The following is a 12965-nucleotide window of genomic DNA, read 5'->3' as shown; positions in this document are numbered from 1 at the left end:
TAAGTGTTATGTATAATAATTAATCTTCTAAAGAAGCAACCATTGCATCACTATAGTTACAAGCTACTCTTTCTTGTAAATAAGCTACAGCTTCTGCTCTTGGAGTTGCAGGATCAATCTTAACTTCTTCTCCATTTGGAAGGTGTACAATATACATTCCTTCTTTGAATGAAGAAAGTTCAATAACTTCTCCTGTTGGTTTAATAGCACTCCATGACTTAGCATCTGGGCTATAAACTAAATCTACTTTTTCTCCTTTTTTAGGCCCTTCCACAACAGATACTTGCATTCTATTTTTAGTAGCTGTCATTTCATAAGTATTTCCGTCTCTTTCGACAATCTGAGTTTCTTTTTCTCCCTCTTTCATTGCAATTGGATTAGAACCTGTCCAAAACTCAATTACATTAAAAATAATTGCATCACCCAAAAAGAATAAACCGTATACTGGAATAATGTTTAAACCCCAAAAGATAAGGTTGTTCACAAACTTATTTCCTGTTACTCCTTGGTTCCAATCTTTCAAACCATTGAAAGCGCTAAAAGACCCTAAACAGCTTGAACATAAAATAGTAAGTGCTAACGCACCAGAAATGACAACTTTTTTCATAATAAAAAAATTTTTTGATTATTAGTTAATCTAATTTATTAATAAAATTAGAAATAACATCACTTTTTTATAGTAATTTTCCTAAGTTATAGAAGAAAAAGCGCTTATCATTATTCATCGCAACGAACAAACCGTCTTTAAATACAGGGGTTAAGCTTGTAGTAACAATCTCACAACCATCTGTTTCTTGTGTACTTAAATTCAACTCCTTAACAAACTCATGCGTGTTTTTATTAAAAATTACAAAACTATGGTTTTGCTGATTCGAAACTATAATATAGCTCTCTCCATTAGGTAAATCTGCGATGCAAAGTCCTTCTATATCATCTAGAAAATATTCACCCCCAAAAAAGGCTAACTCTTCATTCCCTTTAGATGGCTCTGCATAATACTTATGTATTCCAGCACCTTCATCAGAATAATAAACTATTCCTTCCTTATCGTCTACAGCAATGGCTTCGATTTCCTTTTTCCCACTAAATTTTCCAAACTTTCGAACTAGTTCTGCTTTTACTCCTAATGAATCCGATTTTAAGATGTATTGATATAAATAACCATCTAACGGACCTGTTTTACGTCCTACAATTGCATACATAGCCCCATCTACTTCAGAATGGTATAAACTTATTCCCATCGGTAAATTTTGTTCTGGCGCTGTAACATCAGTAAAAACAGGAAAACCACCACCATCTAAAGGTTTCATATCTGGAATTGAAAACAATCGTATTTGCTGACGCTCTCTCTCAGTAAAAGCTAATACATCTACTTTTGTAGAATCGTTTAATTGAAAATCGTATCTAAGATCAACATTATTTGGACGTTTTAACCCTCTTATTGTTTTACTTTCTATTATTTTTCCTTCTAAATCAAAAGCATAAATAGCGCCATCGGTATCTTTATCGGTACCAAAAACAATACTTTTAGAAGGATCTTTTTTGTTAACCCATATTGCAGGATCATCTGTATCGTGTAATGTAGATTCTGTAATTACATCTGGACTTATAGCTGGTAAATTATTCTTTTTACACCCAATTACCACAAGTGCTGTCAATGCTAAAACTCTATATATTTTCATTTTGAATATTTTATTTATTTTTATTATTGTCCGATAAAAGTTAACGGAATTTATTAGACTCCACTTATACAAAGGTTTAAAAGAGGTTTTTAAAAATAGCCCCCTTACTATCAAGAAAAATGAATAAAAAGAGGAGTTAGTAATGTTTTTTCTTTAAACTACTCATTTTATAATAGTTAAGGCTTAGTCTTTGCTCTTTTCTCTTACAGTGAAACGGTCTTGTATATTTACTCGGACATTAATGATTTATATTTAACAAAAACGGGCGAAGCAATCTGAAGAATTGGAATTAAAATCGATACGATTGCTTCTCTCCCGAAAATTGTATGAATGAACTCATCTTGATTTTTTGTGTTTAAGCAAAAAGTCAAGATGAGTTCAATTCTTATTTTTTAAACAAATCGTATTTAAGTCCGAAAGTTAATCGCTTCTCATAATACTCCATTTGCATTGTTCTATCTTTTTGTCCTTGATAGTAACGCAATGGTTGGTTGGTGATATTATTTAAATCGGCATAAATTCTAAGATTATCTGTTATAGCATAACTAATATTAAAATCTAAGAAAAACTGCTCATCATAGTAACGATCTTCAAAAGGATTTCCACCAATTTCATCAATATAAGAATCGGAATAATTAGCAGATAAACGGATACTTAGCTTTTTGTCATTATACCCTAAAGAACCATTAAACATATTTGGAGCAGTGTTTGGTAAATCGATATCATCTCGCTCATCTCCATCTTCATTTTTAATTCCTTTAGCATCTGAAGCTAAATACGTATAATTAAGATAAATATTGAAGTTTTTTGCAAAGCCTGGCAAAAAGTCTAATTGCCTTTGTATAGAAAGTTCTGCACCAAAAATAGAAGCATTCTCTCCATTTTGTGGCTGGTATAAATCAAAGCCTGTAGTTCCATCTCCATACGTATTATCGGTAGCTTCAATTACAGATGTATAAATAAACTTATCTATATCCTTATAAAATACCCCTCCAGACAAAATCCCAACAGATTGGAAATAATGCTCTGCCATTAAATCAAAGTTCATTGAAGTTGTTGGATCCAAATCGGCATTTCCTAAAACAATTTCTTCGTCTTCAGAAATTACATCTACATACGGAACAAGATCTACATAATTTGGTCTAGCCAAGGTATTTGTCCAAGCTAAACGTAAAATAGTTTTATCTGTAAAATTATATTTAAAGTGAACTCCTGGAAGCACATTTGTATAAGAGCTTTTTTCTGTAATCTGACCAATTAAGTCTTCTTCATCCATAATGCTGTTTCCTGTTGCAGTAACTCTAGTGTTTTCCACACGAAGTCCCGCCAAAACACTTAACTTATTTGTTAATTGCTGTGTAGTCATTACATATCCAGCATACACATCCTCATCAACATCAAAGTTAGCTCTTAAAAATTCATCTGGAACAGATTCCCCTTCAAACTGACTCCCATCGTTAAGATTTAAGTCCCCTAAAAATTCTGGAGTTACAAAATATCCTGCTTGGTATTGACTTCCAGCAAGGTAGTCTGGATCTGTATAGTCTTTAGTTCCAACCATATCCATAGTGTCATATTGAGAACCTAGTGGAGAATACTCGAAAAAGTTATTATCTCTATTTTTGTTTTTTAAACGAGTACGAGCACCAAACTTAATAGTTCCGTCTCCATTTCCGAAGAAATCTGCTGGTAATTCAAAGTTTAAAAAAGCATTTAAATCTTCCTCTTCTGTATATTGATATTCTTCTGTAAGCTCATCAAGCTCATAATTACTTAGCGCTGTATCATCTATATTTTGAGGCGTAAATAAAGGCTTTTTAGTATCTAAATTTCTGTTGATTCCAAACTCACTTGCATACGTAATATATCTTTCATGCGGGCGTTCCTCAGAAGCCTTTGCATAAGAAGTCATCCAATCAAACTTTAACTTCCCGAATAAATGATCCCCTCCAATGCTGTAGTTTTGAATTCTCTGATCTTCTAAACGCGCATTCTGATTTCTTCCGCCAGGAATACTTCCTTTTGTTTCTCGTTTTGCTTCCACTGGAAAGCTTACCAAGTTGTTATTACTATCAATTGTAAAATCGTTTGAAGAAATATCCTCTCCATCTAAAATTGCGTTGCTATATGCATATCTATTCTCTCGATCGTCTCTCCAATTGTACATTGTTTTTAAGTACACACTATTGTTTTCATCTAACTTATAATCAAGGTTAGCAGAGAAACTACGTCTAATTCTTTGTACCAAATACGTTCTTACTTCATAATCTGTAGCATATGGATTTACCTCCATTTCTTCAATTATATCCTCCCCATCGGCATCTTGAGTTCCTGTATTATATTCAAACTCATTACTCCATTCTGCTTCCACATCATCAGAACCAAAATCGTTATCATTTACAGAAGCAGAAACCATCCATCCAAATTTTCCATCTTTAGTTCTATCTCCTACTAACAGAGATCCGTTAAGGATTCTTTTATCTGTAATAAAATTGATTCCCGATCCAGCAGTTGCAGAAACTCTAAAACCCTGTGGAGCGGTACGAGTAATTAAATTTACAGACCCTCCCAAAGCATCTCCGTCCATATCTGGAGTTACAGCCTTGCTTACTTCCACAGTCTGAATCATATCTGCTGGGATTAAATCCATTTGCACGTTTCTATTATCTCCCTCTGCTGAAGGAATTCTACTTCCATTTAAGGTTACAGAGTTTAATTGAGGCGATAAACCACGCACAATAATATTTCGAGCTTCTCCTTGATCAACCTGCATGGTAATACCTGGAATACGTTTTACAGCATCCCCTATATTAGCATCTGGGAATTTACCAATCTGATCTGTAGAAACCACATTTGTAATATTTGTAACCCGTTGTGCATTTAGAAAAAGTTGTGCAAACTGCTAAAATGCAGTAAATTGTAGTAACCACACTATAATTTATATGCACAACTTTCAAGCAAATTACGACAAAATCCTCAAGGTTTTAAAAGAATTGGATTGTAAAATGGATTATTTACATCAAATCCGTAAACCTAAATTAAGAGATAAAGAGCTTATAGCTATTGATTTAACATCAGAATATATGAGTGTTGATAGTGAATGCCAGCTTTTTCGAATGTTACCTGCTGGTCTATCCAGCAAAATAGAGCGCAGTGTCTACAATAGAAGAAAGCGTAAGTTGTTTTCTTTTAGAGAATCACTTCGCAAGGCATTAGTGAGAAAGTTGAATAAATCTGAGCATTGTTATATTGTTGACAGTATGCCGTTAGAGGTCTGTAAATTATCAAGAAGCGCTAGAAGTAAGATATGTAAAGAACAAAACTACAGTCTGCCCGAAAAAGGATATTGTGCAAGTCAATCAAGCCATTATTATGGATATAAATTACATGCTGTCTGTTCTGCTCAGGGTGTTATCGAAAGTATGGATATTAGTCCAGCCTCTGTGCACGATATTAATTATTTAAAGGATATAAAGCATCAATTAAGTGATTGCATATTACTTGGTGATAAAGGGTATTTGTCGGCTGAATATCAATTGAATTTATTTGAATATCATAATATTAGACTTGAAACCCCTATGAGAACAAACCAGCATAACTATAGGGAGCAGCCGTACGTTTTTAAGAAATCCAGAAAGCGTATTGAAACATTGTTTTCTCAACTTTGCGACCAATTTATGATTCGAAGGAATTATGCTAAATCTTTTGAGGGATTCAAAAACAGAATATTATCTAAGATTACGGCTATGACGGTCATTCAATATATAAACATATTTGAATTCAACAGAAATATCAATAACCTAAAAATCAATATTGCCTAAATGCACAACGGGTTATTTGTATTATTTTTTTGGGTATTTAAGGCTCTAGATTGTCCACTTAATCCATATGCAGATACTTCCACTCCCTCAAGTTCTAAACTTTCAGAATTAAGGTTTACAGCTACGGAAATAGTTTGCCCTGCTAGCACTTCTATTTCCTGAAAATAATCTGTAAATCCTAGATATTTAATTAGAAGTTGATGCTTTCCGGCAGGAAGTGCAATAAAAGTAAACTTACCATCCATATCGGAAACTACTCCTTTATTTAAGTCTTGTATTAAAACTGTAGCTCCTGGAACATAAATACCGTTTTCATCGGTAATAGTTCCTTGAACATTCCCATTTTGAGCCCTCATACTGCTCGTAAAAAAGGCAACAATTAAGATTGTAAAAATTAATTTAAATGATTTCATAAAATTAGGTTTGTTTTTATGCAAATCTATATTTAACAATACTTTAGGAGGTAAAACTGATGAAAACAAAATGTAATTAAAATGCATATTTAGATAGTATACAAAGGCAACATTTATGATTACGTAACATTGAATTAACAAAAAGAGCAATTGCCTTAATATTCACTAAAGCTGATGTAAAAAACGAGTTAATTTATCTCCAGAAGCTATGGTTAACTTTTTACGCAATCTATATCTTGCAATCCGAATACTATCTGGAGTTATTCTTAAAATAGAAGCTATTTCTTTAGAAGAAAGATTTAGTTTTAAAAGTGTACATAATCTTAATTCCGAAGGAGATAATTCCTCTACAGACTTTTTTTCTAGTTTTTTAAAAAAACTGGGGTGTATTTGTTCAAAATACCCCATAAATTGTTCCCATTCTTGTTTCTCAGATAAATCTTCATTTATTACCTCTACTACTTCTGTAAGTTTTCCTTGAATATCTATTTGCTTTCTCCCTTTCAAGTTTTTCAAGGTATGTGCAACCTCAGAAAGTGTTTTGTTTTTATGCGCTAAATGGAGACTATATTTTGATAATGAGGATGTTTTTAACTGAATTTCCCTTTGTAGATTCTCTTCAATTATTTTCTTTTTCTCCAAATCAGCCTGAAGCGCCTTTTGTTTATAGTGCTGAAGTTTAATAGCATTCTCTTTTCGTTTCTTAAAATAGAAATACAAAATAACAGCTAGCACAAGGAGCACAACAATAACTAGTATCAACAAACTTTCATGAGCAGATTTAACCTGATTCTCTTTTACTAATAAATCAATTTTAGCTTGCTTACTTTTTGCTCCATAAAGCGCTTGTAATGCATTTACCTGCTGTACATTTTGCCGCCATAAAATTTCATCTCTAATGGAATCTGAAATCCCTAAATTTAGATATGCTTTTTCATAATTATTAGTAAGGGCATAATTCTTAGACAAGTCTTTGTAAGCGCTCTCTAGTTGATGCTTATTAGAAGTTTCAATAGCCATTTCTTTAGCTTGGAGCGTATAAATTAAAGCCTCCTCATATTTTCCATCTTTCCTTTTAGCGTCTCCTAAATTGTTTAAAATATTAATTTTCCTATCAACATCATCAGTTAAAACAATATAGTCAAGTGCTTTCTGGAAATAATTAAATGCTTTATCAAAAGCCAATTTATCCTCGTAAATACTACCTATATTCTCATTTACAAGCGCTAGTCCAATATTATCGTGTATTTTTTCAAAAAGAGGTAAACTTTTATACTGATGAAAGAGCGCCTTATTATAATTTCCTTGCTTTTCAAAACAACTTCCAATAGCACTTTGCGCTAAAGCTTCTCCTTTTATATAATCTATTTTTTCTGAAATCTCAAGAGCTTCTTTATAAGCAGATTTAGCAATTTCAAATTGTTTAACCGAAAAGTTTACAGCTCCAATTTGAAGTTTTAAATAGACTCTCAAAGTGTCCTTTTTATCTTTTAATATAGTATCTGCTATTTGATAATTAACTATTGCCTCGTTTACGGCACCCGACTTCTTATAAAAATCGGCGAACTCAATATATTTTTGAAGCACAATAGTATCGTTATCTGCATCTATTGCCTGAGTGAGTTCTTTTTTCAGCTTAAAAAAAACGCTATCAACCGTTTGAGAAAGGATAGAATCATTACTAATTTCTTGCGATTGTATAAAGCAAGAGCAACATAAGAAGAAAACTAAAAAGTATTTATAAAGATTCATCAAAGTACTTTAAAATTTTGAAAAGTACTTTTTTAGGAAATTGAAATGATTAAACTAGTGTTAACAAAATGTTGTATTAAAAACAAAAACCCTTTCTAATTAAATTAGAAAGGGTTTAGTACCATAAGAGATTGAGCTCACTAGGCCTCGAAAGGCTCTATTGAAACGTATGATCTGTTATCTCTTTTCTTTTGAAACTTAACGATACCATCAACCTTAGCATGTAATGTATGGTCTTTCCCCATATATACATTTTCACCTGGATTGTGAGAGGTACCTCTTTGTCTTACGATGATGTTCCCAGCGATAGCAGCTTGACCACCAAAAATCTTAACACCTAAGCGTTTCGATTCTGATTCTCTACCATTCTTAGAACTACCAACACCTTTTTTGTGTGCCATTTCTTTCGGTTTTAATGCTCTTGATTTAACTCAAGAAAATTATACTTTATTTTAAAACTCTCGATGGATTATTTACCACCGTTTAATTCGTCTTGCCATTTCTGTAGCTCGTCCCATTTTCCATCAGCAGCAAGTTTTGCTTGATCTGCCCATGTTCCTGGATCTAAGTGAGCTAAAGTAGAACTAGCCTCCGTTAAAATTTCTTTAACTTCATCAGCAGATTTTTTAGCTAACTTAGCATACGTATCAACGCCTGCATTTGTTAAAGCCTCAGCTGCTTTTGGTCCAATTCCTTCAATTTTCTTTAAATCGTCTCCTTTTTTAGAAGCAGATTTTTTTGTTGTAGCTTTTTTTGCTGCAGGTTTAGCCTCTTCTTTAGCTTTTGGTGCTGCTTTTTTCTTAGGAGCTGCTTTTTTTGTAGCTCCACTTGCTACGATGCTTTCAATAACGATTTCCGTTAAAGATTGTCTGTGTCCGTTTTTCTTACGGTAACCTTTACGTCTTTTCTTTTTGAAAACAATAACTTTATCACCTTTAAGGTGCTTAACGACTTTTGCTTCAACAGAAGCTCCGTCTATAGCCGGGGCGCCTAAAGTAACATCGCCATCATTATCTAACAAAAGTACGTTATCAAACGATACTTTATCTCCTTCTTCAGAAGCCAAACGATGAACAAAAACTTTTTGGTCTTTCGCAACTTTAAATTGCTGCCCTGCTATCTCTACAATTGCGTACATAGCGTAATAATTAATTAATTTAACTAATATAAACCTTGCCTAAATAAAATTTAAGCGGGTGCAAATATACTGCTAAATCATTAAAGAACAAATGTTTTTATACGTTTTGCACACTTTTTTTTGTATTCCAACTTGGTTTAAATTTCTGCATAAAGGTTAAGGTAAGTACCACACTGGAAGCCAAGCCCTCTATAAACAAGATAAATATCAGTATTCCAGGCCCTTGATTGTAATCTTCTATCCAAGAATCCATGATAGAATTTGGGAATTCTGGATCTAAATGATACATATAGATAGCCATAAAAACCACAAAAATTACAGTTGCTACAAATCCTGAATATAAACCAGATTTGAATCCTTTAAAATAATCAAACTTATCTCCTTCTAGTAATTTGCGTTTTTTTATTGCTGAATAAATCCCATACCCCACTATAAGTCCGTTTAACAAACGTAACCATATGTATTCTTGAAGTCCTATTAATTTAATAATTAAAAAATAAGCTATAAGACCTATTGCTATATAAATACCATATTTTAAATACAACTTATTTGAATCCATGTGATTAATATTTGGTTTATAGACAATTAAGTTACGAAAAAAACACATTAAGAAAGTTAAAGATTTTTTAATTTTCATTCAATCCATTTTTTTTATAGAATAAAATCAGTATTTTTCTAACTTTAAAAAAATATTTTGTAACATTTCCGCATGGAATTTGTCAAATAACTACTAAAACAATTTTTCATTATGAAACAAAAATTACTCTCTTTAGCATTAGGTACTGCAATTTTCGCTACTTCCTATGCTCAAGAAATCAAATTCCAAGAATATGATCTTGCCAATGGCATGCATGTTATTCTTCATCTAGACAACACAGCTCCTGTAGTAACAACCTCTGTTATGTATCATGTAGGATCTAAAGATGAAAATCCGGAACGTACTGGTTTCGCACATTTCTTCGAACATTTACTTTTTGAAGGAACCGAAAATATCGGGAGAGGCGAATGGTTTAAAATAGTGAGCTCTAACGGCGGAAGCAACAATGCAAATACAACGGCAGATAGAACTTACTATTATGAAGTTTTCCCTTCTAACAAAGTAGAGTTAGGACTTTGGATGGAATCTGAACGATTAATGCATCCAATTATAAACGAAATAGGGGTAGAAACGCAAAATGAGGTAGTTAAAGAAGAGAAGAGACAGCGTGTAGACAACGCTCCTTATGGCGGACTTAGCTACGGTACGGCTATCCAGCCGCATCTATTTACCAAACACCCTTACAGATGGAGTGTTATTGGGTCTATGGATCATTTAGATGCCGCTACATTAGAAGAATTCCAAGAGTTTAATAAAAAATTCTATGTTCCAAACAATGCTGTTTTAGTGGTTGCTGGAGATATTAATATTGAGCAGACTCAAAAAATGATTAAGGACTATTTCGGTCCTATTCCAGAAGGAGCAGCTATCGTTAGAAATCATCCTAAAGAAGACCCTATTACTCAAGAAATTACAGCTACGGAATATGATAGCAACATTCAAATTCCTGCATTAGCACTTTCCTATAGAACACCTTCAATGAAAGACAAAGATGCCTATGTTCTTAACATGATTTCTACCTATTTGAGTGACGGAAAAACCTCTAAACTCTACAAAAAAATGGTAGATGAAAACAAAACAGCTTTACAAGTATTTGCTTTTAATAGATCTCAAGAAGATTATAGTATGTATAATATTTTTGCGCTTCCATTAGGAGATGTTCCGCTTTCAAAGCTTGAAACTGAAATAGACGAAGAAATAAAAAAGCTACAAACTTCTTTAATTTCTGATAACGATTATACAAAGCTTCAGAATAAAATGGAAAACGATTTTGTAAACTCCAATGCAAGTATTTCTGGGGTTGCAAATTCATTAGCTAGATATTATATGCTTTATGGCGATACAAACTTGATTAATTCTGAAATTGAAATTTATAGAAATATCAGCAAAGAAGACATCAAAAGAGTTGCCAATAAATATTTAAATAAAAATCAACGTGTTCGTATTGAGTATCTACCAAAATCTACTCAAGAAGAAAAATAAAATATCCTTATGAAGACAAAAATTTTATCGATACTATTATTATTTTGTGTAGGTTTTACCTTTGCACAAATAGATCGCTCAAAACAACCTGCTCCAGGACCAGCACCTACTATTAATTTAGAGGAACCTGAAACTTTTGTTTTAGAAAATGGCCTTACAGTTATGGTTGTAGAAAACCATAAATTACCAAGAGTTTCCGTAACACTAACAATAGACAATTCTCCTGTTTTAGAAGGTAAAAAAGCTGGAGTTTCTCAACTTGCAGGTGATATTATGGGAAGCGGAACTACATCTATTGGAAAAGATGAGTACAACGAAAGAATTGATTTTCTAGGCGCCAATATTAATTTTGGATCTCAAAGTGCTTATGCTAGTTGTTTATCTAAATATTTTCCTGAGATACTTTCTTTAATGGCAGATGGGGCTCTTAATCCTGTTTTCAGTCAAGAAGAATTTGATAAAAAGAAAAAGCAATTGGAAGAAGGTATAAAATCTTCAGAAAACGATGTTTCTTCTATTGCTTCTAGAGTTACTAACGCTTTATCTTATGGAAAGAACCACCCTTATGGGGAATTTATTTCAGAAGAAACACTTAATAATGTAAGCTTAGAAGATGCTACTAATTTTTACAATACCTACTTCAAACCAGAGAAAGCTTATTTAGTTATTGTTGGAGATGTTAAACCTTTGGAAGTTGAGAAATTAGTAAGAGACAACTTTTCTTCTTGGAAAAAAGACAGTGCTCCTGGAGTAACTTACGGAGCTCCAAGAAACGTGCAGTATACTCAAATAGATTTTATAGACATGCCTAACGCTGTGCAGTCGGAAATTAAAGTTCGAAATATGATCGACCTTAAAATGTCTGACAAAGATTACCATGCAGCACTTATTGCAAATCATATTTTTGGAGGAAGCTTTAACAGTTACCTTAATATGAATTTACGCGAAGCTCATGGCTATACATACGGAGCTAGGTCTTATTTAGATACAGACGAATACAATGCATCAAATTTTTCTGCTTCTACAAGTGTAAGAAATGCGGTTACAGATAGTGCAGTTGTTGAGTTTATGAAAGAAATAAAACGTATTAGAACTGAACCTGTTAGTGCGGAAGATTTAGTTAATGCTAAGGCTAAATATGTTGGAGATTTTGTAATTGCGCTAGAAAACCCAAGAACAATTGCTAGATATGCCCTAAATATTAAAACTAGAAATTTACCAGATGATTTCTATGTAAACTATCTTGAAAAAATTAATGCAGTAACTGTAGAAGATGTACAAAGAGTGGCCAACAAATATTTTAAAGCCGATAATGCTCGTATTGTAGTTACAGGAAAAGGTAGTGAGGTAGCAGACAAATTAGAAGCTTTAAACTACCCTGTTACTTATTATGACAAAGAGGCTAATAAAATTGAAAAGCCAAACTATAATGTTGCTATTCCAAAAGATGTAACTGCAGAAAGTGTTTTAAATAAATACATCGAAGCCATTGGAGGAAAAGATAAAGTTTCAGCTTTAAATTCTATCTCATTTACCTACGAAGGAAGTTTTAATGGTGCAACAATTAAGGCTGAAGAAAAAAGAACTGCCAATAAATATGCGCAAACTACCTACATGAATGGGAGTCCGATGATGGCTGTTGTGGCAAACGAAACGGAAGTATTTATGAAACAAGGCGGTAATAAAGTTCCACTTCCTCCAGCAATGGTTAACGATATGAAAAATGCTGTTGGAATATTTCCAGAACTTACTTTGCTAACTAATGACGCTGTTAAAGTAGTTGGAATTGAAAAAGTAGAAGGAAAAGATGCTTATAAAGTTGAAGTTCCTGGAGAAGCCGTTCAAGCATTTTATTTTTATGATACTGAAAGTGGTCTAAAAGTAAAAGAATTAGCGGTAATTAATATGGGAGGACAAACTCAAAATCAAGAAGCCTTGCTTTTAGACTATAAAGACTATGAAGGAATTAAATTCCCTTCCGTAAAAAAGGCAGCTCTTGGCGGACAAACTGTAGAAAGCACTCTTACAGAAGTAATAATAAATCCTGAATTAACCGAAGCAGATTTTGAATAGAGATTT

The 12965-nt window shown here is 32.9% G+C and carries 10 protein-coding genes and 1 pseudogene; 3 read left to right on the top strand and 8 right to left on the bottom strand.

The features are described from left to right. Positions 1-19: 19 nt before the first annotated feature. The 3 genes and pseudogenes from JOOMADRAFT_RS05985 to JOOMADRAFT_RS05975 form a co-directional block, all read right to left on the bottom strand. Complete coding sequence (locus JOOMADRAFT_RS05985; RefSeq protein ID WP_008611974.1) at positions 20-607, bottom strand: DUF3332 domain-containing protein; 588 nt, start codon at positions 605-607, stop codon at positions 20-22. Between the two features lie 67 nt (positions 608-674). Continuing rightward, complete coding sequence (locus JOOMADRAFT_RS05980; RefSeq protein ID WP_008611973.1) at positions 675-1682, bottom strand: phytase; 1008 nt, start codon at positions 1680-1682, stop codon at positions 675-677. A gap of 385 nt (positions 1683-2067) precedes the next feature. Then, positions 2068-4566: pseudogene (locus tag JOOMADRAFT_RS05975) on the bottom strand (TonB-dependent receptor); the annotation flags it as partial. Positions 4567-4624: 58 nt separating this feature from the next. Here JOOMADRAFT_RS05975 and JOOMADRAFT_RS05970 point away from each other — a divergent pair. Further along, positions 4625-5503, top strand: coding sequence for an IS982 family transposase (locus JOOMADRAFT_RS05970; protein ID WP_008610872.1), 879 nt, complete (start codon positions 4625-4627; stop codon positions 5501-5503). Here the strand turns inward: JOOMADRAFT_RS05970 and JOOMADRAFT_RS05965 are convergent. The 5 genes from JOOMADRAFT_RS05965 to JOOMADRAFT_RS05945 all read right to left on the bottom strand — a co-directional run bounded on the left by JOOMADRAFT_RS05965 (position 5500) and on the right by JOOMADRAFT_RS05945 (position 9365). Beyond that, entirely contained in the window at positions 5500-5916 is a 417-nt protein-coding gene (locus tag JOOMADRAFT_RS05965; RefSeq protein WP_157136658.1) for a carboxypeptidase-like regulatory domain-containing protein, read from the bottom strand. The two genes, JOOMADRAFT_RS05970 and JOOMADRAFT_RS05965, sit on opposite strands and share 4 nt — an antisense overlap. Positions 5917-6081: 165 nt before the next feature. After that, positions 6082-7668 carry a tetratricopeptide repeat protein gene (locus JOOMADRAFT_RS05960; protein ID WP_008611972.1) on the bottom strand — a complete coding sequence of 529 codons (1587 nt, stop codon included), beginning with the start codon at positions 7666-7668 and terminating at the stop codon, positions 6082-6084. A gap of 140 nt (positions 7669-7808) precedes the next feature. Continuing rightward, complete coding sequence (gene rpmA, locus JOOMADRAFT_RS05955; RefSeq protein WP_008611971.1) at positions 7809-8069, bottom strand: 50S ribosomal protein L27; 261 nt, start codon at positions 8067-8069, stop codon at positions 7809-7811. A gap of 68 nt (positions 8070-8137) precedes the next feature. Next, the gene (gene rplU, locus JOOMADRAFT_RS05950; protein WP_008611970.1) at positions 8138-8806 is read right to left on the bottom strand and encodes a 50S ribosomal protein L21; all 669 of its coding nucleotides are present in this window, start codon (positions 8804-8806) and stop codon (positions 8138-8140) included. Positions 8807-8903: 97 nt separating this feature from the next. Beyond that, entirely contained in the window at positions 8904-9365 is a 462-nt protein-coding gene (locus JOOMADRAFT_RS05945; RefSeq protein WP_040879953.1) for a DUF4199 domain-containing protein, read from the bottom strand. A 189-nt stretch (positions 9366-9554) separates the two neighbouring features. Here JOOMADRAFT_RS05945 and JOOMADRAFT_RS05940 point away from each other — a divergent pair, with 189 nt between their 5' ends. Beyond that, on the top strand, positions 9555-10886 hold the full coding sequence (locus tag JOOMADRAFT_RS05940; RefSeq protein ID WP_008611968.1) for a M16 family metallopeptidase: 1332 nt from the start codon (positions 9555-9557) through the stop codon (positions 10884-10886). 9 nt (positions 10887-10895) lie between these two features. Next, positions 10896-12959, top strand: a complete 2064-nt coding sequence (locus JOOMADRAFT_RS05935; protein WP_008611967.1) for a M16 family metallopeptidase — start codon at positions 10896-10898, stop codon at positions 12957-12959. The last annotated feature ends 6 nt before the right edge of the window (positions 12960-12965 follow it).

The sequence above is a fragment of the Galbibacter orientalis DSM 19592 genome, assembly GCF_000260115.1.
Lineage (GTDB): Bacteria > Bacteroidota > Bacteroidia > Flavobacteriales > Flavobacteriaceae > Galbibacter > Galbibacter orientalis.
The sequence above is the reverse complement of the archived record's forward strand: the minus strand, read 5'-3'. Positions and strand labels throughout refer to the sequence as shown.